Origin of the sequence: Haloarcula amylolytica JCM 13557, from assembly GCF_000336615.1 — an archaeon.
In the GTDB taxonomy this organism is placed as follows: domain Archaea; phylum Halobacteriota; class Halobacteria; order Halobacteriales; family Haloarculaceae; genus Haloarcula; species Haloarcula amylolytica.
This window is the reverse complement of sequence record NZ_AOLW01000006.1, coordinates 44940-64058: the sequence shown is the minus strand read 5'-3', so window position 1 is coordinate 64058 and position 19119 is coordinate 44940. Positions and strand designations below refer to the sequence as shown.

The window sequence follows — 19119 nt, the reverse complement described above, 5'->3', positions numbered from 1 at the left end:
AGACCAAACCGGCGATTGAACCGGGTTCGGCGGGGGTGCTCCGGGCGCAAACAGTAGGTTTATCAGTTGCACGCGGCGAAACTCCACCAAGATTACTCTCGAAATGACATCGAACAAACAACCGGAGGTGAACATCGGACTCGTCGGGCACGTCGACCACGGAAAGACGACGCTCGTACAGGCGCTGTCCGGCGAATGGACCGACCAGCACTCCGAGGAGATGAAGCGCGGTATCTCTATCCGACTCGGCTACGCCGACGCGACGTTCCGTCGCTGTCCGGAGGCCGAGGAGCCGGAGGCGTTTACCGTCGACGAGCACTGCGACGACCACGACGTCGACACCGACCACCTCCGGACGGTGTCGTTCGTGGACGCGCCCGGTCACGAGACGCTGATGGCCACGATGCTGTCCGGCGCGGCTATCATGGACGGGGCCGTCCTCGTCATCTCGGCAACGGAGCCCGTCCCGCAGGCCCAGACCGAGGAGCACCTGAGCGCGCTCGACATCATCGGCATCGACAACATCGTCATCGCCCAGAACAAGGTCGACCTCGTCGACGAGGACCGGGCGATGCAGAACTACGAGCAGATTCAGGAGTTCGTCGAGGGAACCGTCGCGGAGGGGGCACCGATTGTCCCCATCAGCGCGGGTCAGGAGGCCAACATCGACCTGCTCATCGAGGCCATCCAGTCCGAGATTCCGACGCCGGAACGGGACCCGGACGAGGACGCCCGCATGATGGTCGCGCGCTCGTTCGACATCAACCGCCCCGGGACGACCTGGGACGACCTGATGGGCGGCGTGCTCGGCGGCTCGCTCGTAGGCGGGCAACTGGAAGTCGACGACGAAATCGAACTCCGGCCCGGCCGCGAGGTCGAGGAAGGCGGCAAGACTGAGTGGCAGCCCGTGACGACGACGGTCCGCTCGCTGCAGTCCGGCGGTGACTTCGTGGACACGGTCACGCCGGGCGGCCTGCTCGGCGTCGGGACCGGTCTCGACCCCGCAATCACGAAAGGCGACGCGCTTGCCGGCCAGGTCGCCGGCCCGCCCGGCAGCCTCCCGCCGGTCCACGAGACGTTCACGATGGACGTGGACCTGCTCGAACGCATCGTCGGCGACGACGGCGGCGAGGTCGACGAAATCTCGACCGGCGAACCGCTCATGCTGACTATCGGTACCGCTACCACGGTCGGTTCGGTCACGAGCGCGCGCGACGACGAATGTGAAGTCGCGCTCAAGCGCCCGGTCTGTGCGGCCTCGGGCTCGAAAATCGCCATCAACCGCCGTGTCGGCGCTCGGTGGCGGCTCATCGGCGTCGGCACGCTGCGGTGATGATCGTGCTGGACACGAACGCGCTGATGATGCCGGTCGAATGCAACGTGCGGCTGTTCGAGGAACTCGACAGGGTCCTGCCGGACACGACGGAGTACGTCGCGCCCGCCGCCGTTCGCGAGGAACTGGCGAAACTGGCCGACGGGGCCGGCGCGGAAGCGACCGCCGCCTCGGTCGGGCAGGACCTGCTCGACCGGTGTACGGTTCGGGAGACCGCGGCGGACTACGCGGACGACGCCGTCCTCGAACTGGCACAGGCAGACGATGCGACACACGCGGTCACGAACGACACCCCCCTCAAACGACGCCTGCTGGACGCGGGCGTTCCAGTAATTAGTTTAAGGGGCCGGAACAAACTGGGTATCACTCAACCATAACACATGTATAAACGGGTACGCCTACGCGATACGGTCGAAGTCCCGCCACGCTTTCTGGCGGAGGTCAGTCCGGGGCTGGTCAAACGGCTCCTGCAAGAGAAGCTCGAAGGTCGAATGGACGAGGACGTCGGCAGCGTCGTCTCCGTCATCGAGGTCCACGACATCGGTACCGGTGCCGTGCTGCCGAACAAGCCCGGCGTCTACTACGAGGCCGAGTTCGACGCCCTCACGTTCGACCCACAGATGCAGGAAGTGGTCGACGGCGAGGTCGTCGAGGTCGTCAACTTCGGGGCCTTCATCGGCATCGGGCCGGTCGACGGCCTGCTCCACGTCTCCCAGATCTCCGACGAGTATCTGGCCTACGACGAGGAGAACCAGCAACTCGCCTCACGGGAGTCCAACCGGACGCTCACCGTCGGCGACGCCGTCCGGGCGCGCATCGTCACCAAGAGCATCGACGAGCGCAATCCCCGCGACTCCAAGATCGGCCTGACGGCCAAACAGGTCGGCCTGGGCAAGCACGGCTGGCTCCAGGAGGAGCGCGAGCGCCGCGAAGGGACGGCGGAAGTCGGTGATAGCTGATGGCGGACCGACTCGTCTGCCGCGACTGTCACCGCGTCCAGGGCGCGGAAATCGAAAGCCAGTGTGAGGCCTGTGGCGGCACCGCACTGACCGAGGACTGGGCCGGCTACGTCGTCATCGCGCATCCGGAGCGCTCCGACATCGCCGCGGAGATGGAAGTGACTGAGCCGGGCAAGTACGCGCTGAAAGTCCGCTAACGTGTCCGACGTCGTTCTCGAACTCCCGAGTGACCTGCGACACGAACTCAAAGAGCCGCTCGGACGTATTTATACCGACACAGCGGCGCTACTGGCCGACGCTGGGGACCCGATCATCGCCGTCGGCGACATGGTCACCTACCACCTCATCGAGGCCGGACGGGTGCCCGACCTCGCGCTGGTCGACGAACGGACCAAACGCTCGGCCGTCGACGCGGACGTGTTGGCGGCTATCGACGGGTTTGACCGGAAGCGAGACGTGTCAAACCCGGCCGCGACACTCACCGCCGAACTGCTTGCTGCGCTCAGGGACGGTATCGACAGCGGCGACACGACGCTTCTCGATGTCGACGGCGAGGAGGACCTCGCGACGCTCCCCGCAGTGCTTGCCGCGCCTGCTGGTGCCAGCGTGGTGTACGGCCAACCGGACGAAGGGATGGTGCTGGCAGACTGTGACGCCGAAGCCCGGGACCGGGTCCGGTCGCTGCTGGAGCGGATGGACGGTGACGCCGAGCGGGCGATTGCGCTCGTGTCGGAGTAACCGGCGAGAAAACGGGACGCGACTGGTTTTATTCCGGCCGTGGCACGCTGAGGTTCTGCATTTCTGTCTCACAGCGGCCACAGGAGACCGTCGAGCGCTCGCTACAGAGGCGCTTTCCGCAGTCCGGGCATTCGAATAACTGTTCGTCGTCGTCGCACGGGGCGGGGTCTGACCACGTCGGCATACTTGGTACTAATTAGCATTTGTCATGGCATAAATCTTGCTCATACCGCAATAAATCACAACACCTGTCCAGAGAAAGTGTACGTATGTTCACCCAAGAACGTGGACGTGCCTGACAAGTGAACGGTGCACTCGCCGCTGGAAGTAGTCGGTGACGGTCCAGCCTGCATCGCTCCCCGCCTCGCGCCAGTCGCGGTCGGCGACCAGCACGCACCGCCCTGCGACGCGGCTGGCTTCGCCGAGCGCACCGGAAACGAGGGGAGCCAGTTCGCCCTCGATACGGGACTGACGGCCGTAGGGGGCATCGAAGACGACGGCGTCGACGGCGTCGTCGGCCACCGGCAGGGCGGACGCATCGGAGCGGAACACCCCCCAGCTGCCCGGTTCGGGATAGGCGTCCCTGTTGGGATGGCCATCGCCGTCGAGCGCGTACCGGAGGTTCTCGCGCGTCCCCGAGACCATCTTCGGCTGTGCGTCGCCGCCGACCACGTCGGCCCCGACGAGGCCCGCCTCCAGCAGGAGGCCGCCGGTGCCACACATCGGGTCCAGTATCGTGGCTTCCGGGCCTGCTCCGGCGATGTTGACCAGCGCGCGGGCCTCCAGCGGGTCCATGCTGCCGGGCTGGAAGAACGGGCGGTCCGTCGGCTGACGCCCCCCGAAGTCCCGCACGCTCTCGGCGGCGAGCCAGCCCAGCGCACAGCAGGCCTCGCCGGTCCCGTCCTCCTCGTCGCCGTCGGGATCCGAGAGATAGGCATAGAGGACGTGGTCGGGGTCGTCGAGGTCGACGGGAAAGCCGCGGTCGGTGAGCACGCCGCCCAGCGTCCGCTCGGCCTGTTGTGTGTCGATGCCAGTGCTCGCTCGCACGTCGACCGCGCGCACGGCGACGCTCCCCTCGCGGTCGATGGTCGCGGCCGACAGCAGCGCGGCGGCGCTTTCGATGTCGGGGTCCGCGGTTCCGATCAGGTCACAGGCCCGGTGGGTGAACGCGAGGTGGCGAACGCGGTCGCTGGTGCCCCGTGCCGTCGCCAGTCCGGGCGCGAGGGTGTCGACGGCGCTCGCGGCGCTTGCTGCCTCCCGCCGCGCGAACGCGTCGTCCTGCCCGCCGAGTTCGAGGACGTACACGCCCGAGCGGTGTGGCCGAGCGGCTATGAGCGTGCCGGTCGCGCCCGGGAACAAAACGCACAAGCGAGCGGCCGCCGAACCTCGGGTATGCTCCAGTCCGGGTTCTCCAGCCTGACCGGTGGCGGTATCCTCGCCGTCCTCGTTACCGTTCTCGTCACCTGGCTCTTCTACGCTGTCACGCTCCACCTGGCCGCGACGTTTTTCATCGGCGACGTGCCCAGCCAGCTCGCGGCCAAAGCCGCCACCGCACCGGCGGTCGTTTCCCTGATTCTCCAGCGCTGGGGTGTCGAGTCCGGGATCGTCTCGGCGGATCTGGGTGTGCTGGTCGTCCTCGTGCTCACGATGGTGGCCGACGGTATCGCAATTAGTACCACGTACCGGCTCTCGACCCGCTCGACAGCCCCGCTCGTGGCGCTGCACCTGGCCTTCGCAGCCGTCCTCGGGTTCGCGCTGAACAACATCTTCAACCTGGTGTGACCGCATCTCGGCGGGGCTTCCCACCCGCTGGCGTTCGATTCACCCGGATAATAAAAACCATAGCGAACGTGAAAACCACAACCAATTACTTAACCTGAATTATAGGATAAATGTAATGAAGCGCGAAGTGCAGCCCACTGAATCCGTGAGCGAGGCAGTCGTCCGTGCCGTGAGTACCGTCGAGGACCGTCACCCGCGGACGCTCCCGTCCCTGTACGACGTGGTCAACCCCGAAGCACTGAACGACCTATTCAGAGGCGACAGCGGGCCCGACAGTCGTCAGCGGGACCTGGTATCGTTCCAGTTCAGCGACTCCGTCGTCACGGTCGGCGCGGACGAGTGTATCAGGATCGAGCGGTCACAGACGTTTGCAGAGACGAGCTAACCCATCTGCGGCCTTCTATCGGTGATTTTTCTCCCTTCAGCATCTCTGATTTCGGACTTCTGGGGTAACCAGGTGTCCAGCCTTACTTCTGGTCTGCCCATCAAGGATGCTATTAGCCACCGTATCGGTGCGAAAGCGGTTGTAGCCGTACCGGTGTCGTGAGCATACGGCGGCCGCAGGCCGCCGTTTCACGCCGAGCGCGGCCGTGGCCGCGACTCGGCGGTCGTTTTTAGCGTAGATTTTTGCAAGCGGGGGTTCCCACAGCGCCGTAGGCGCGAGGAAACCCCCGCAGTAAAAAGGTACTATTCAACCAGCCGCTCTATCTCTGTCACCAGTATGTCACTTGCGCCCACGTCTTTGAGCGAGCTAATCGTCTCGAAGACGGCGCGCTCCTCGACGACGGCGTGAACGGCGAGCTGCTCGGAGCCGGCGATGTCCATCACCGTGGGGCCGCCCATGCCCGGAAGCACGTCCTCCACGTCGTCGAGGGCGTCCTCGGGGGCGTTCATCATCAGATAGCGTTTGTCTTCGGCGGCGAGGACGGAGCCGAGCGCGGTGTCGACCTGCTGGACCTTTTCGTCATCAGCGGTGTCTTCGCGGGCGAACAGGCGGACAGAGCTTTCGAGGACTTCGTCGACGACGGCCAGCCGGTTCATCCGGAGTGTGGTCCCGGTCGAGGTGATGTCGACGATGCCGTCGGCGATGTCGACGTGAGGGGTCAGTTCCGTCGCGCCGGACACCTCGGTCACGTCCACGTCGACGTCGACCTGGTCGAAGTACCGCCGGGTGATTCTGGGGAACTCCGTGGCGATGCGGCCGCCCTCGAAGTCGTACACGGTCTCGATGTCGCTGTCCTCCGGCGCGGCGAGGACGAGGCGACAGCGGCCGAACTCCAGGTCGCGGAGTTCCACGAGGTCGTCGGTGTCGGACTCCCGGACCTGGTCGAGGCCGGTGATACCTACGTCGGCAGCGCCGTCCGCGACGTATTCGGGAATATCGGCGGCACGGGCGTACAGAACGGTCACGTCCGGGTCGACGGTGTCGGCGTGCAGTTGGCGGTCGGCCCCGTCGACCAGGTGGAGGCCGGCCCGTTCGAGCAGTTCCTCGCTTGGTTCGTGCAGGCGGCCCTTGTTGGGGACGGCGATTCGCATACGCCTACTGGCAGGCCGCGGGGCAACTGTCTTTCCCCTTGGACTGACCGGCTGTGGACGGAGCCGTTACAGGCGGTCCCGGCGTGGGAGGACGACGAAGGTAGCCGCAGCCAGGAGCGTCAGACCGGCGAGACCGTAGAACGCGACCGAAAACAGGTTCTGGTCGGCGAGCAGGCCGACAGCGGTCGAGCCCAGCGAACTAATCCCGAAAAAGCCGGTCCGGAGCAGGCCCCAGCCGGTGCCTTCGGCGGCGTCAGGCAGCGTATCGACGATGTAGGCGTTTGCCAGTGGGCCGACGCTCATCCGAACCCCGATGACACCGGAGACGATGGCCAGCGGCACGACGCCGTGGACGGACGGAATGAGTACGAGCGGAACGGTACTGACGAGCGCGACACCGGTCAGGACACTGGGCGTTCCGTACCGGTCGGCGAGCCGGCCGGTGACGGTCTGTGAGAGCGCGCCACCGACGAACAGCACCGAGAGGAGCGCCCCGGCGGTCCCCTGTGAGAGGTCCCGGACCGTAACCAGATACGTGGTGAGAAACGCTGTCACGGCCTGGAACGCGAACAGCATCAGTGTCTTGCCGGAGACCGACAGCACGAGCCGGCGGTTGCGAAAGCCGACGAGGACCGTTCGGAGGTCCCGTCGGAGGCTCCGTTCGGACTCGACGGTCGGACGGTCCGAGACCGAGAGCCAGAGCGCGCCGGCGACAAGCATGAACAGGGGGGCGGCGCTGGCAAGCGCCAGCCGCCAGCCGTACCGGGTCGTGACGAACGCGGCGACGGCGGGCAGTGCGGCCGCTCCGAGAGAGCCGGCGGCCATCACGACACCGAAGGCGGTCCCCTCGCGGGCGTCGAACGTCCGCGAGAGGGCGGTCCCGCGGGTGGGGCCGTACAGTCCCGTCCCGAGCCCGAACGCGCCCGTCGCGATGAGGAACAGCGAGAACACCGGCGCGAAAAAGTAGCCCAGCAACCCGACGCCGGACAGCAACGCCGCGGCCACCAACAGCGTCCGCTCCCCGATCCGGTCGATCAGAACTCCGGCCGGAAACTGTACCGCCGCGTACGTGAGCCAGAGCACCGTGACCGCGAGCCCCGCCTGTGTGTTCGAGATGACGAACTCCTCGCGTATCGTCGGCAGAACCGCAGGCACGACGAACCGCATCCCGAGGACGAGGAACCAGCCGGCAGCGACGGCAAGCAGCATTCGGACCGGGCTTCCGTGCCGCATCGCGCTGACCCGCTGTCGGATGCGCTCTGCCGTCGCCATGCTCTTGGCCTTCCGAACGCGCCGGAGGGGAAAGACCCCTACGGAACAGGCACCGTCTCGGCGGTCAGCCTGTTCCAGGGATGTGGCAACACGACACACAGCGGCGCTGTGGACCCGGCGAACTAAGACCCGCGGTTGCGAAGCCACCGCCATGAGTGAACTCCTCGTCACCGGCGGGCAGGTCCTCCGGCCGGACCTGACCGTCGAGCGTGCGGACGTACTGGTTTCACAGGACAGCGGCGATATCGTGGCGGTCGACGAACCGGGCACACTGGACGGCGACGACGAACTCGACGCCAGCGACGGCCTGGTCATTCCCGGGCTGGTCAACGCCCACACCCACGTCGCCATGACGCTGCTGCGCGGCCTCGCGGACGACAAGCCTCTCGACGCCTGGCTGCAGGAAGACGTCTGGCCCGTCGAGGCGGAACTGACCGCCGAGGACATCCGCGCCGGCGCGGAACTCGGGCTGGTCGAGATGATCCGGTCGGGGACGACAGCACTATCGGACATGTACTTCGAGGTCGAGGAAATCGCGGACGCAGTCGACCAGGCCGGGATGCGGGCCGTTCTGGGCTTTACCGCAGTCACCGTCGGCAAGGACGACGAGGCCGCGCGATCTGACCTCCAGGAGAGCCTCGACGTGGCTCGGAAACTCGACGGGGCGGCCGATGGCCGGATTCGGACGACGTTCCAACCGCACTCGCTGACGACCGTCGGCGAGGAGTATCTGCGCGAGTACGTCCCGAAGGCCCTCGACGACGACCGTTCGATTCACCTGCACGCCAACGAGACGCGCGACGAGGTGACACCCATCGTCGACGAGCACAAACAGCGCCCGCTCGCCTACGCCGACGACATCGGCCTGCTGGACGGCGACACCTACGTGGCCCACGGCGTCCACGTCGACGACAGCGAGATCGACCTGCTGGCCGAGACCGGCACCGGCGTCGCCCACTGCCCGGCCTCGAACATGAAGCTCGCCAGCGGGATGGCTCCGGTACAGGACCTACTGGACGCCGGCGTCACCGTCGGCATCGGAACCGACGGCGCGGCCTCGAACAACGACCTCGACATGTTCGACGAGATGCGCGATGCGGCGATGATAGGTAAACTCGCGGCCGACGACGCCAGCGCGGTCGACGCTGGCACTGTCGTCGAAATGGCGACCGAAAACGGCGCTGCCCTGCTGGGCTTCGACAGCGGCCGCATCGAAGTCGGCGCGAACGCCGACCTGGCCGTCATCGACCTCGACGCCCCGCATCTGACGCCGGCCCACGACCTCGTCTCGCATCTGGCCTACGCCGTCCACGGGAGCGACGTTCGCCACACGGTCTGTGACGGCGAAGTGCTCATGCGCGACCGCACTGTCGAGGTGTTCGACGAGCAGGCCGTCCGGGAACGAGCGAGCGACCACGCGTCCGCGCTGGTCGAACGAGCCGGTGACTGAGTTGGTCTGATTAAACGCTGAGAACGGGTTTTAAACGGTATAAATATATTTCAGGCGGTGTTGTCGATGCTGCGAACGGCGTGAACGAGTTGAACGGGAGGGGGTGTTTATCGCTCTCTCGGCGAACGTATCGGGTACGATGCGCACCAAACTCTTCGCACTGTACGCCGCTGTCGGACTGGCCCTGCTGGCCGTCGGTCCGGGTCTGGCGGCCGCTGCGGACTCGGCCGGCAACACCGGCGCGGGGAACACCCTCGCGGTCGGTGTCTCACAGGCTGACGCCGGCAGCGCGACGGTATCGGTCACACAGAACGAGACGGGCGTCGAGAACGCCTCTGTCGCCGTGGAGTCGGCTGATAACGCTTCCTACGCCGGAACTGGCAACTACACGACCGACAGTGACGGGACGGTCGGACTGCCAGCGCCCGAGCAGAACGTCACGGTCGACGTGACCGCGACGGCCGACAACCACACCGCGACGACGACGGCGGACCTGACCGTCGTGCCCGAGAACGTCACCGAATTCGACACCTTCGGACTCGAAGTGTCGGCCTACGTGAGCGACCTGTTGAGCGACGAGAACCGGACCGGCGGCATCGGCCCGGCCGTCGCCAGCTTCGTGACCGCGAACAACCCCGGCAACGCGCCGGACCACGCCGGCCCGCCCGCACACGTCACCGGTGCAAACGAGTCCGACGACAACGAGACCCACCCGAGTGAGCGACAGGGTCCGCCGGCGGACATCTTCGGTGACGACGAGAACGAGACCGAAAACGAGACGGACGACCGACGCGGCCCGCCCGAGGACGCCGGACCGCCCGAGGTCCGCGGCCCGGACAGCGATGACGACGAGAACGAAACTGAGAACGAAACCGAGGACGACCGCCGTGGCCCTCCGGAAGACGCCGGGCCGCCCGAGGACCGCGATGACGACGACACGGAGAACGAAACCGAAGACGACGAGAACGAAACCGAAGCACCGGACGACGAGACTGAGGAGCCAGACGACGCTGACGAGGACGACGATGACGGCGGCAACGGCAACAACGGCGGCAATGGTGGCCCACCGGACGACGCCGGCCCGCCGGACGAGCGCGGTAACTGAGCGGCTTCGGTAGCGTTTTAGGAACTCTCTCCCTCTGTCGTGACATGACGACGCCTATTTCCGAGCGACTTGACGACCTCGACGAGGCTCGCGATTCCGGCCGCCGAAAGATGGACTGGGCCATCCAGCACATGCCCATCTGCGGCGTGCTCCGCGAGCAGTTCGAGGCCGACCAGCCCTTCGACGGCGAGCGAATCGGCATGGCGATGCACGTCGAAGCCAAGACCGCCGTCCTCGCGGAAATCCTCGCAATCGGTGGCGCGGAAGTCGCCATCACCGGCTGTAACCCGCTTTCGACGCACGACGACGTAAGCGCCGCACTGGACGCCGTCGACGGTATCACCTCCTACGCCGAGCGCGGCGTCGACGACGAGGAGTACTACGCGGCTATCGAGGCCGTCATCGACCACGAGCCGACCATCACTGTCGACGACGGAATGGACCTCGTCGCGGCTATCCACGAGGACTACCCGGAACTCATCGACACCATCGTCGGTGGTGCAGAGGAGACGACCACCGGCGTCCACCGACTGCGCGCGATGGACGAGGACGGCGAACTCGACTACCCCGTGTTCGCGGTCAACGACACGCCGATGAAGCGCCTGTTCGACAACGTTCACGGTACCGGCGAGTCCTCGCTGGCCTCCATCGCCATGACGACGAACCTCTCGTGGGCCGGCAAGACCGTCGTCGTCTCCGGCTACGGCGACTGTGGCAAGGGTGTTGCGATGAAAGCCAGCGGCCAGAACGCCGACGTGATTGTCACCGAGGTCGAGCCCCGCCGCGCGCTCGAAGCCCACATGGAGGGCTACGAAGTGAAGCCGATGGCCGAAGCCGCCGCCGAGGGTGACGTGTTCATCACGACCACCGGCAACCGTGACGTCATCGTCGAGGAGCACTTCGAGGCGATGCAGGACGGCGTCCTGCTCGCCAACGCCGGCCACTTCGACGTGGAGGTCGACCTCGACGCGCTGTCGGACCTCGCCGCAGACACCTACGAGGCCCGCGACGGCGTCCAGACCTACGAGATGGCCGACGGCCGCCGCCTGAACGTGCTGGCCGAGGGCCGGCTGGTCAATCTCGCGACCCCCATCGCACTGGGCCATCCCGTCGAGGTGATGGACCAGAGTTTCGGCGTGCAGGCCGTCTGTGTCCGCGAACTGGTCGAGAACGGCGACGACTACGAGGCCGGTGTCCACGCCGTCCCGGACCGACTCGACAAGGAGGTCGCGGAAATCAAGCTCGACGCTGAGGGCGTCGACTTCGACTCGCTGACTGACACCCAGGTCGAGTATATGGATTCCTGGCAGCACGGGACGTAGGTTCTCGCGCCAAGCGCGAGAACCGAACAGTCGAACGGGGAGCGATGCGACCCGTGAGACGTAGGGCGGGGCGCGACCGTAAGGAGCGGCCCGCCGGAACGCGCAGCGGGGAACGCAGCGACCCGCGAGACATAGCGAGGCCGACCAGCGGGAGGCCTCGAATACCCGTGCGGGGAGCGATGCGACCCGTGAGACGTAGGACGCTCCGAACGAAGCGAAGACCGCCTTTCAGTCGAGCGGCGGCATTCCTCCCAGAGCGCCGACCACTGGCGACTTTTTTCGAGCCGCGCTACGACTCCCATATCCAGTTCCGACACTGGCCGCCGCCACGATGATTACGGTCGGCGCTGACATCCGCATATGGCTGTTCACGAGACCGTCCAGGTCGAGAACGCGACGCTGGGCAACGTCGAGATTCGGGAATACGTGACGATCCACGACGCCGACATCGGTGACGGCGTCCAGATTTACGAGGGGGCATCAATCAAGAAGGCGACCATCCACGGACCGACCGATATCAACGCGAACGCCTACGTCGAGAACGCGACGCTTGGCGAGTCCGTCCAGGTCGGGCCCAACGCCTCCATCGTCGGCGTAACCCACGACCTCACCGACGCGGGCATGGAGTTTCAGAACGACACGTTCGACGAGATAACCATCGAGAACGGGGCTTTCGTCGGTGCTGGCGCGGTGGTTCTCCCGGGCGTCACGGTCGGCGAAAACGCCGTCGTCGGTGCCGGAACCACCGTCACCGAAGACGTCCCAGCCGAGACCGTGGTCCGGAGCGCCACGGAGACGGTACAGCGCTCCCTCTGATACTGTTGGCTGTAACTATTTTAAGATATTCGCCACCCCGGGTGGCGAAATTCTTTACAGACTTACAGCCGACAGTATGAGCGTTGGCACAGCATCCCGGTTTCAACGTCCCAGCGGACCGTCCCGGGAGATGGACAGCAAAACCACGCTGCGGCAGTGGCATGACCGGAAATGATATTTCGGCATTGTTCCGACCGAATCGGGGTTTGCGGTCCGGTTCCGGACACAGGCTACGATACTCAGACGATTTCTCGCCAGCGGACCGCCCACCGTGACTGATTGAACGAGCGGACGTTACGTCGCTGTCCCGTCGTCCTCGGCCGGTGATTCGGCGTCCGATGCTGCGTCGGTCGCGGTGGCCGGCTCGTCGTCCTCGGTCGCCAGCGAGTTGCCCAGCCAGCCGCCGTGCAGGAAGCAGACGGTCGCAGCTAGCGTCGAGACGACGTTCGAGGCGGCGATGCCGTACCACGCGCCGACTGCGCCGAGGCCGACGACGGTGATGAGGACCCCTGCCAGCGCGGCGCGGAAGCCCCACAGCGTCGTCAGGCCCAGAATCATGGAGAGCCGGGTCGCGCCAGCGCCGTGGAACGCGCCGTTCATCATGTGGAAGCCGGCCATCACGGCGTAGGTGGGCGCGACGATGTGAATGAACGTCACTACGTGGTCGGCCACGGGACCGCTGCTCGTGCCGGCAAACAGGCCGACGATGGGGCGGGCATACAGCGTCGCGACGACGCTGACGACCAGGAACGCCGCCACGAGGATGGCGCTGGCGTGGTAGACGACCCGCTTGGCGCGGTCACGCCGGCCAGCGCCGAGGTTCTGGCCGACGACGGTTTCGACGGCCATGCTCATGCCGACCATCGGGAGCCAGACGATGGTGGTAAAGCGGCTCCCGACGCCGTAGGCAGCAACGGCGTTGTCGCCGACGAGCGCGATCAGTACGGTCATCAGTGTGACCGACAGGGCCTGCGTGCTCTGCTCGACGCTGACCGGCGCGCCGATGCGGACGATCTTCCGCACGGGTGCCATCTGTGGTCGCAGTGCCGACAGCGACGGCGTGATGCCGACCCGACCGCTGAACAGGAGCCAGAAGCCCGCCACCGCGGCGAGCCCGCGGGAGCCAACCGTCGCAATCGCCGCCCCGGCGACGCCCATTCCCTCGAAGCCGGTGTGGGCGTAGAGCCACGCCGCCAGCGGTTCCAGACCGAGCCAGCCGAACAGGGGGTTGTCGGTGAACCCGAGGATAAACACCGGGTCGATGACGACATTGAGGGCCACGCTGCCGGTCATCAGGTACATCGGCGTCTTCGTGTCGCCCCAGCCACGCAGCAGCGCCTGGAAGACGAAGAAGCCGAACATGAACCACAGGCCGAGGAAGACGATGCGGGTGTACGACACCGCCATGGTGTGCACGGCACTCCCGGGCTGGCTGCCCAGCAGCGAGAGGAGCGTCGGTGTCAGCAGATAGCCGGCTATCGAGAGGGCGAGCGACAGCAGGGTCACGAAGCCCAGCGTCTGTCCGGCGACGAAGTTCACGCGGCCTTCGTTCTCTGCGCCGGTGTTCTGCGAGACGAGGATGGTCCCCGCTGCGGTCATGCCCCCGCCGACGCTGATGAGCAGGAACACGACGGGCCAGGAGTACGACAGCGCGGCCATCGCGTCGGTGCCCAGCCGGAGGACCCAGAACGTGTCCGTGAGGTTGTACACCGTCTGCAGGAGCTGGGTCGCCACCAGCGGCGCGGCAAGCGTCAGGAGGGGCCACAGCAGCGCGCCCTCGGTGAACCGCTCGGACTGGGCGGCGGCGTCACTCATCGCGCAGGCACCTCCACACTGGGACCATACCGACACGGTCGCTCCCCGTGGCGTAAATGCTATCGCTGGTTTGACAGAAACTCACATGCCCGTAGCAGGCAGGGCTCTCGCTTCACACAGATACAGAACCGCTCGCTCCGCTGGTGTCGCCGATAGACCGTCGCCCAGCCCTACTCGGTTACGTCGACGAAGACCGTCGACTGAATCCACGCGGACGGGTTTTCGGGGTCGCCGATGTGGGCGACCGTGTCCACGCCGACGTCGTACTCTTCGAATGTCGCTCTGATGCTCTCTTGTGAATCAGTATCGTGCTCGTGCGTCATCGATGTGCTCCGTGTCTCGTCTGACAGTTCCCTCGTCGGGCATGACTGCACTGGTCCGGTTCCCCGACCGAACCGTGTGCAGTCGCCGACCCGCGTCCTTACCACATCTTATCACTGGAGAGTGGCGGGCATCCGTTTGTCTACTAGCTGTATTCACCCGTCGCCGGCCTGGGACTATATGTATAGCCTCGCGATATCGCCGCACTGACTCTCGAACCGGCTGTCGGGAATCCGACACCGACCGTCCCGGTGACGGCAATTTTATTCGCTCCCATCCGAAAGGTGGTGGCAATGGAACCGCTCCACGCACGCTACCCGTTTCTGGCGCGGTCGCGGGAGGCCGTCGAAGCCGCGGCGGTGGACTTGGGCGAAATCGTCGCCACGGACGAGACGGTCACGGCGCGCGCGCTGGAGCGGGTCGAATCGGCAATCACGGACGGTACTGTCGGGGAGCCACACCGGCGGACACGCGTCGAACTGTTGTCGTACCCGGTGGCCCGCGTGCTGGTGTCGCTCGTCGACGTCCACATCTGCACCCGGAAGTACGCGCAGGCGGAAGCCGAGGCGGCCTACGACCGGTTTACCGAGGAGTTCGAAACGACGACGGAGTTGAAATCGACTCAGCGCGAGACGCTGGACCGCACGGAACTCCTCGCGGAGTTCGACCTCGCAAGTGCCGTCAGCGACACTGGTGACGGCTACCGCATCGAGGTCGGCGCGTATCTCGACCTGGCGGCCGACCAGCGGGGCGATTCCTGGCGGCTGGTCAATCGGCCACTGGCCGACGGCGAGGTCAGGGTCACCGCCGAGGAACTGAACGTCCTGCTGAAGCAGGCAATACGTCACCGAGTCACCGACGGCTTGCCGTTCGACGTGCCTGACGCTATCGCGGACGAACTGACCGAGGAAGTCGACCGCCTCGAAGAAGTCCTCTCGGAACTGGAACTCACCCGCGAGATCGACACTGTCGTCCCCGAGCTGTTCCCGCCCTGTATGAAGTCCCTGCTCGACCAGGTGCAGAAGGGTGAGCATCTCGAACACCACTCCCGGTTTGCCATCGCGACCTTCCTCATCGGCATCGGGATGACGACGGACGAAATCGTCGACCTGTTCCAGGTCAACCCCGGCTTTGGCGAGGAGGCGACCCGGTATCAGGTCGACCACATCCGCGGGGATACCAGCCCGACGGAGTACTCGACGCCGGCGTGTTCGACCATGCAGTCCTACGGCGACTGTGTCAACATGGACGACCTCTGTGAGACGATTTCCCACCCGATGGGCTACTACGAGCAGAAGATAGACGACACCGACGAGGAGGAACTGGTCGACTGGCGCGAGGACGGGGACGACGAAGAGGCCGACGCCTAGAACTGCTGGCGTTCGAGCCAGAGGCCGGCAGCGGTCATAAACACGACGAAGAGGCCGATTGCGCCGATAAGCGCGTAGCCGCCCGTCGCCTCTACGCTTGACCCGTCCAGATACATCTGTGAGGCGGTGATAGTTGCGCCGACGAACAGCACGACGGCGACCGCCGAGATGACGATTTGCAGGAGCGTCTCCCGCTCGATATCCATGCTCTGCGGTTTCACAGGGCCGGCAAAAAGGGTATCGAAGCGCCGGAGCCCGACCGCCGAGCCATTTAGGGCCGTGTAGCACCTACGTTTCAACTGGACGCATTGGAAAATACAGCCGCGTCCGTACCTATGACGTTCATCGAGCCAACAGCCGACCGGCAGCATACCGCACTTGCACCGGACCTCCGTTCCCTCCCGGACCGGGCCGCCCGCGCCTGGACCGAGCGCATGGCCGTGCGCCCGCGAGCGGGCAGTACGTACGCTGTGACGACGGAGAGCGAAAGCACGTACCTCGTCGACATCGGACAGCACGCCTGTACCTGCCCCGACAACCGCATCCGCGGCGAGCACTGCAAACACCTCCGGCGCGTCGCCATCGAAATCACCGCCAAGCGGGTCGCACCGCCCGGCAAGGAACGGGCGACCTGCGACGCCTGTGGCACTGTCACCTTTGTCGCCCCGGACGAACAGACGCCGCACCTCTGTGGGCACTGCCGATTGGAGACCGGCGACATCGTGCGGGACCGCGAGACGGGCGACAGACTCGTCGTTACGGCTGTCACCGATACGCCGGCCGACGACTGGGCAATCGAGGCGACAGACGAGACAGTTGCAGACTACGACACCAACGACGGCTATCCGCCCGACGACCTCGTGGTGCTGGCGACGTATCTCTCCGACGCCGTCAGCGCGACCGACCCGCGAGAGTACGCCTTTCCCCTGTCGCGACTTCGCCGCGTCGAGGACGCCGAACTCGTCGGCGGTGGGACCCAGTAACCAACGGCCTGCGACCCGCTATTCTAGCATCGCCGCGGCTTCTTCCTTGTCGAGGTCACCGCGCTCGAAGGCCGACAGCACGTCCAGCACGCTCTGGTCGGGGCCGTCGTCGCCCACCTCGTCCAGCGTGACCTTCTCGGAGTTACCCACGAACTCATCGAAGTCAGTTCCGTCGGAGAGTGCCTTCTCCTTCTTGACGCGGTAGTTGCCGCCGTCGGTCGTGTGGAGGTCCGCCGGGTGGAAGAAGTACCAGTCCTCGCGGTCGAACCGGACACCGATACGCGGCTTCGCGCCGAAGTTCCGGGCGAAAAACAGTAGCGCCTCGACCTCCTTACCGGTGAGATAGATGGGGTCGCCGGCGCTGGATTTCGCCTCGATAGCGTAGAACGTCTCGCCGTCGCCCGAGAGCACGTCCGGCAGTTCCCGCTCGGTCGCGCTGCCGCTGGCCGGCGCGCGCATCACCGCAAAGCCCGCCTCGTCGAGTGCGTTGACCAGTTCGCGCTCGCGGCGGTCGCCCTTCGCGTTCGAGTTTGCCATTATCAGGACGTGGAGCGACGGGGGTAAAACCGTTCAGATACGGCCAGACCGTTCATTCCGTTCAGAGAGGTACAGTTCTATTTGACCTATCGCGGGGCATATACGCGCCAGTCCCATCCCACGCTATGGAATGAATACGTTCGCAACAGCAGCGATAGAATCGACAGCGACGACAGCGCAGACGGGACGTGGCCGATGAGACGACGACGGTTCATCGCCACGGGCGCGGGCGTCGGGGTCGGTCTTCTCGCCGGCTGTTCCGGGTCGAGCGACTCCGGCGGGTCTGACGGGACCAGCGGTGACGGAACCAGTGACGGCGGCTCCACCGACGAGGACGCGATGACGGACGACGGTGGAACTGTCGGGACGTTCCGGCTGCTGATCAGCGACCAGCCCGCGGCTATCGACGACTTCGACTCGCTCGACGTGTCGTTCTCCAGGGCTCGTATCTTCCGGGCGAAAGACGACGAGGCGACGGAGGAAAGCGCAGACGCGACCGAGACTGACGCGACGGAAACGGCGACGGCCGAGGCAACTGAAACGGCCACGGCCGACTCAACTGAGACGGAGACGGCCGCGTCGACCGAGACAGAAACGGTAGATGACGCCGAGGACGAGGCCGAAGACGGCGAGGACACGGATGAGGAAGCTGACGAGAGTGAGGGCGGCTTCGTCGTCCGCGAACTCGACGGCGTGACCGTCGACCTCACCGAGGTCGTCGGGGACAAGGCCATCGGCGTCCTCGACGGCGAACTCGAAGCGGGCCGCTACAACAAGATCGAACTGTACGCCGAATCCGTCGACGGGGTCGTCGACGGCGCGTCGGTCGATGTGAAGATCCCGAGCGAGAAGCTCCAGCTCACCAAGCCGTTCGAAGTCGTCGCCGGCGAATCGGTCGACTTCGTCTTCGACATCAACGTCGTCAAGAAGGGCAACGGCGGCTACAACCTCCTGCCGGTCATCTCGGAGAGCGGCGTCGCTGGCAAGGATGTCGAAGTCGAGGAAGTCGGCGAAGGTGCAGATGCCGACGACAATGACGATGACGACGAGGAGACCGAAGTCGAGACGACGGAGATCGACGAGACAGACCGCGACTCGATGACGGAGTCGGACCGGAGCGGCAACGAAACGACGGCCGCCGAGTAACGCTCAGCTACGCTTAGTCTTCGATTCGGGACTCCAGTTCCTGAATGACCTCGTCGGTCGTGCCGCCGTCGCCACGAACCGCCTGCGTGTAGCGCTTGTACTCCTGTGGGGACACCTGCACAGTCTTGGTTTCGCCTTTGTGCGAAATTTCCAGTTTCACGGTGCCGTGTGGGTTGTTCCGACGCCGGAAGCTCGCCATCGCGGTAAAGACGAACCAGAACGCCACACACGTCCCGATGAAGTACGCCATCGTCGTTTCGAACGCCAGCGTCTGCTCGCCGACCGTCCAGTTGTAGGGATATGCTACCTGAAACAGCCCGACGCCGACTAGACAGAGGAATGCGCCGACGGTGACACCGCTCTGTTCCCGGCGGCTCGAGGGGAGCACGGCGACGACGCTCAGGAACATTGCGGGGATTCCCAGCCCACCCAGCGTCCCGCCGAGTTTCTCGGCAGCGTGGGGTTCGGTTGCGCCGACGACTGCCGACAGCGGCGTCGTCACCAGAAGTATCGCCACGACCACCGCCAGCGCGCCGACGAACCCCAGGGTCGCACCGGCAACGACGCGGCGGGGATCGCGTCCCTCCCAGCGCCGGTCGTTGTACGCGTCCCCGAGGTTCTCCATACCGGCCCG

At 65.7% G+C, this 19119-nt stretch carries 23 protein-coding genes; 14 read left to right on the top strand and 9 right to left on the bottom strand.

Features of this window, described 5'->3' with window-relative positions:
• Nucleotides 1-103 precede the first annotated feature (103 nt).
• From C442_RS00640 to C442_RS00620, 5 genes are read left to right on the top strand one after another with little or no spacing between them, the layout of a single operon-like run.
• Complete coding sequence (locus C442_RS00640; RefSeq protein WP_008307071.1) at nucleotides 104-1333, top strand: translation initiation factor IF-2 subunit gamma; 1230 nt, start codon at nucleotides 104-106, stop codon at nucleotides 1331-1333.
• Nucleotides 1333-1710 (top strand): DUF188 domain-containing protein, encoded by a 378-nt coding sequence (locus C442_RS00635; protein WP_008307069.1) that lies wholly within the window; start codon nucleotides 1333-1335, stop codon nucleotides 1708-1710. Before C442_RS00640 ends, C442_RS00635 begins: the two co-directional genes overlap by 1 nt.
• A 3-nt stretch (nucleotides 1711-1713) precedes the next feature.
• A complete protein-coding gene (locus C442_RS00630; protein WP_008307067.1) occupies nucleotides 1714-2292 on the top strand; it encodes a DNA-directed RNA polymerase in 579 nt (192 codons plus the stop codon).
• Complete coding sequence (spt4, locus tag C442_RS00625; RefSeq protein ID WP_008307065.1) at nucleotides 2292-2489, top strand: transcription elongation factor subunit Spt4; 198 nt, start codon at nucleotides 2292-2294, stop codon at nucleotides 2487-2489. Before C442_RS00630 ends, spt4 begins: the two co-directional genes overlap by 1 nt.
• A 1-nt stretch (nucleotide 2490) precedes the next feature.
• The gene (locus C442_RS00620; protein WP_008307064.1) at nucleotides 2491-3030 is read left to right on the top strand and encodes a GTP-dependent dephospho-CoA kinase family protein; all 540 of its coding nucleotides are present in this window, start codon (nucleotides 2491-2493) and stop codon (nucleotides 3028-3030) included.
• A 28-nt stretch (nucleotides 3031-3058) separates the two neighbouring features.
• On the opposite strand, the gene C442_RS21385 is transcribed toward C442_RS00620, so the two are convergent.
• Nucleotides 3059-3214, bottom strand: coding sequence for a rubrerythrin-like domain-containing protein (locus C442_RS21385; protein ID WP_004960444.1), 156 nt, complete (start codon nucleotides 3212-3214; stop codon nucleotides 3059-3061).
• Nucleotides 3215-3303: 89 nt separating this feature from the next.
• Nucleotides 3304-4335, bottom strand: a complete 1032-nt coding sequence (locus tag C442_RS00615; protein WP_049942769.1) for an RNA methyltransferase — start codon at nucleotides 4333-4335, stop codon at nucleotides 3304-3306.
• 87 nt (nucleotides 4336-4422) lie between these two features.
• Between C442_RS00615 and C442_RS00610 the strand changes: the two genes are divergently transcribed.
• The gene (locus tag C442_RS00610) at nucleotides 4423-4812 is read left to right on the top strand and encodes a DUF7473 family protein (RefSeq protein WP_008307062.1); all 390 of its coding nucleotides are present in this window, start codon (nucleotides 4423-4425) and stop codon (nucleotides 4810-4812) included.
• A 115-nt stretch (nucleotides 4813-4927) separates the two neighbouring features.
• The gene (locus C442_RS00605) at nucleotides 4928-5197 is read left to right on the top strand and encodes a HalOD1 output domain-containing protein (protein ID WP_008307061.1); all 270 of its coding nucleotides are present in this window, start codon (nucleotides 4928-4930) and stop codon (nucleotides 5195-5197) included.
• Between the two features lie 302 nt (nucleotides 5198-5499).
• On the opposite strand, the gene hisG is transcribed toward C442_RS00605, so the two are convergent.
• Both hisG and C442_RS00595 read right to left on the bottom strand, forming a co-directional pair.
• Nucleotides 5500-6348: an ATP phosphoribosyltransferase gene (gene hisG, locus C442_RS00600; RefSeq protein ID WP_008307054.1), complete on the bottom strand. Its 849-nt coding sequence runs from the start codon at nucleotides 6346-6348 to the stop codon at nucleotides 5500-5502.
• Nucleotides 6349-6414: 66 nt separating this feature from the next.
• Nucleotides 6415-7557 (bottom strand): MFS transporter, encoded by a 1143-nt coding sequence (locus C442_RS00595; protein WP_049942768.1) that lies wholly within the window; start codon nucleotides 7555-7557, stop codon nucleotides 6415-6417.
• Nucleotides 7558-7771: 214 nt separating this feature from the next.
• Here C442_RS00595 and C442_RS00590 point away from each other — a divergent pair, with 214 nt between their 5' ends.
• From C442_RS00590 to C442_RS00575, 4 genes are all read left to right on the top strand, one after another.
• Nucleotides 7772-9070 (top strand): amidohydrolase, encoded by a 1299-nt coding sequence (locus C442_RS00590; protein WP_008307052.1) that lies wholly within the window; start codon nucleotides 7772-7774, stop codon nucleotides 9068-9070.
• 139 nt (nucleotides 9071-9209) lie between these two features.
• Nucleotides 9210-10175, top strand: coding sequence for a hypothetical protein (locus tag C442_RS00585; RefSeq protein WP_008307051.1), 966 nt, complete (start codon nucleotides 9210-9212; stop codon nucleotides 10173-10175).
• A gap of 44 nt (nucleotides 10176-10219) precedes the next feature.
• The gene (locus C442_RS00580; protein WP_008307050.1) at nucleotides 10220-11497 is read left to right on the top strand and encodes an adenosylhomocysteinase; all 1278 of its coding nucleotides are present in this window, start codon (nucleotides 10220-10222) and stop codon (nucleotides 11495-11497) included.
• A gap of 360 nt (nucleotides 11498-11857) precedes the next feature.
• A complete protein-coding gene (locus tag C442_RS00575) occupies nucleotides 11858-12313 on the top strand; it encodes an acyltransferase (RefSeq protein WP_008307048.1) in 456 nt (151 codons plus the stop codon).
• 294 nt (nucleotides 12314-12607) lie between these two features.
• Here the strand turns inward: C442_RS00575 and C442_RS00570 are convergent, their stop codons facing one another.
• Entirely contained in the window at nucleotides 12608-14128 is a 1521-nt protein-coding gene (locus C442_RS00570; protein WP_008307042.1) for an MATE family efflux transporter, read from the bottom strand.
• A 170-nt stretch (nucleotides 14129-14298) separates the two neighbouring features.
• On the bottom strand, nucleotides 14299-14451 hold the full coding sequence (locus C442_RS21970; protein WP_008307040.1) for a hypothetical protein: 153 nt from the start codon (nucleotides 14449-14451) through the stop codon (nucleotides 14299-14301).
• A 291-nt stretch (nucleotides 14452-14742) separates the two neighbouring features.
• Here C442_RS21970 and priL point away from each other — a divergent pair, with 291 nt between their 5' ends.
• Complete coding sequence (priL, locus tag C442_RS00565; protein WP_008307039.1) at nucleotides 14743-15819, top strand: DNA primase regulatory subunit PriL; 1077 nt, start codon at nucleotides 14743-14745, stop codon at nucleotides 15817-15819.
• Here the strand turns inward: priL and C442_RS00560 are convergent.
• The gene (locus tag C442_RS00560; RefSeq protein WP_008307037.1) at nucleotides 15816-16025 is read right to left on the bottom strand and encodes a DUF7472 family protein; all 210 of its coding nucleotides are present in this window, start codon (nucleotides 16023-16025) and stop codon (nucleotides 15816-15818) included. The genes priL and C442_RS00560 overlap by 4 nt on opposite strands.
• 129 nt (nucleotides 16026-16154) lie before the next feature.
• On the opposite strand from C442_RS00560, the gene C442_RS00555 reads away from it, so the two are divergent.
• Nucleotides 16155-16802: an SWIM zinc finger family protein gene (locus tag C442_RS00555; protein WP_008307035.1), complete on the top strand. Its 648-nt coding sequence runs from the start codon at nucleotides 16155-16157 to the stop codon at nucleotides 16800-16802.
• An 18-nt stretch (nucleotides 16803-16820) separates the two neighbouring features.
• Here C442_RS00555 and hjc read toward each other — a convergent pair whose 3' ends face one another.
• A complete protein-coding gene (gene hjc, locus C442_RS00550; protein ID WP_008307033.1) occupies nucleotides 16821-17339 on the bottom strand; it encodes a Holliday junction resolvase Hjc in 519 nt (172 codons plus the stop codon).
• Nucleotides 17340-17534: 195 nt separating this feature from the next.
• On the opposite strand from hjc, the gene C442_RS00545 reads away from it, so the two are divergent.
• Nucleotides 17535-18485 carry a DUF4382 domain-containing protein gene (locus tag C442_RS00545; RefSeq protein ID WP_008307031.1) on the top strand — a complete coding sequence of 317 codons (951 nt, stop codon included), beginning with the start codon at nucleotides 17535-17537 and terminating at the stop codon, nucleotides 18483-18485.
• A gap of 13 nt (nucleotides 18486-18498) precedes the next feature.
• Here C442_RS00545 and C442_RS00540 read toward each other — a convergent pair whose 3' ends face one another.
• The gene (locus tag C442_RS00540; protein ID WP_008307029.1) at nucleotides 18499-19110 is read right to left on the bottom strand and encodes a DUF7139 domain-containing protein; all 612 of its coding nucleotides are present in this window, start codon (nucleotides 19108-19110) and stop codon (nucleotides 18499-18501) included.
• Nucleotides 19111-19119: the final 9 nt, after the last annotated feature.

Bases quoted from the DNA above. Each gene is read 5' to 3' on its own strand.
- C442_RS00640 (WP_008307071.1), top strand. From the start codon at position 104: ATGACATCGAACAAACAACCGGAGGTGAACATCGGACTCGTCGGGCAC.
- C442_RS00635 (WP_008307069.1), top strand. From the start codon at position 1,333: ATGATCGTGCTGGACACGAACGCGCTGATGATGCCGGTCGAATGCAAC.
- C442_RS00630 (WP_008307067.1), top strand. From the start codon at position 1,714: ATGTATAAACGGGTACGCCTACGCGATACGGTCGAAGTCCCGCCACGC.
- spt4 (WP_008307065.1), top strand. From the start codon at position 2,292: ATGGCGGACCGACTCGTCTGCCGCGACTGTCACCGCGTCCAGGGCGCG.
- C442_RS21385 (WP_004960444.1), bottom strand. From the start codon at position 3,214: ATGCCGACGTGGTCAGACCCCGCCCCGTGCGACGACGACGAACAGTTA.
- C442_RS00610 (WP_008307062.1), top strand. From the start codon at position 4,423: ATGCTCCAGTCCGGGTTCTCCAGCCTGACCGGTGGCGGTATCCTCGCC.
- C442_RS00605 (WP_008307061.1), top strand. From the start codon at position 4,928: ATGAAGCGCGAAGTGCAGCCCACTGAATCCGTGAGCGAGGCAGTCGTC.
- hisG (WP_008307054.1), bottom strand. From the start codon at position 6,348: ATGCGAATCGCCGTCCCCAACAAGGGCCGCCTGCACGAACCAAGCGAG.
- C442_RS00595 (WP_049942768.1), bottom strand. From the start codon at position 7,557: ATGCTGCTTGCCGTCGCTGCCGGCTGGTTCCTCGTCCTCGGGATGCGG.
- C442_RS00590 (WP_008307052.1), top strand. From the start codon at position 7,772: ATGAGTGAACTCCTCGTCACCGGCGGGCAGGTCCTCCGGCCGGACCTG.
- C442_RS00585 (WP_008307051.1), top strand. From the start codon at position 9,210: ATGCGCACCAAACTCTTCGCACTGTACGCCGCTGTCGGACTGGCCCTG.
- C442_RS00580 (WP_008307050.1), top strand. From the start codon at position 10,220: ATGACGACGCCTATTTCCGAGCGACTTGACGACCTCGACGAGGCTCGC.
- C442_RS00575 (WP_008307048.1), top strand. From the start codon at position 11,858: ATGGCTGTTCACGAGACCGTCCAGGTCGAGAACGCGACGCTGGGCAAC.
- C442_RS00570 (WP_008307042.1), bottom strand. From the start codon at position 14,128: ATGAGTGACGCCGCCGCCCAGTCCGAGCGGTTCACCGAGGGCGCGCTG.
- C442_RS21970 (WP_008307040.1), bottom strand. From the start codon at position 14,451: ATGACGCACGAGCACGATACTGATTCACAAGAGAGCATCAGAGCGACA.
- priL (WP_008307039.1), top strand. From the start codon at position 14,743: ATGGAACCGCTCCACGCACGCTACCCGTTTCTGGCGCGGTCGCGGGAG.
- C442_RS00560 (WP_008307037.1), bottom strand. From the start codon at position 16,025: ATGGATATCGAGCGGGAGACGCTCCTGCAAATCGTCATCTCGGCGGTC.
- C442_RS00555 (WP_008307035.1), top strand. From the start codon at position 16,155: ATGACGTTCATCGAGCCAACAGCCGACCGGCAGCATACCGCACTTGCA.
- hjc (WP_008307033.1), bottom strand. From the start codon at position 17,339: ATGGCAAACTCGAACGCGAAGGGCGACCGCCGCGAGCGCGAACTGGTC.
- C442_RS00545 (WP_008307031.1), top strand. From the start codon at position 17,535: ATGAGACGACGACGGTTCATCGCCACGGGCGCGGGCGTCGGGGTCGGT.
- C442_RS00540 (WP_008307029.1), bottom strand. From the start codon at position 19,110: ATGGAGAACCTCGGGGACGCGTACAACGACCGGCGCTGGGAGGGACGC.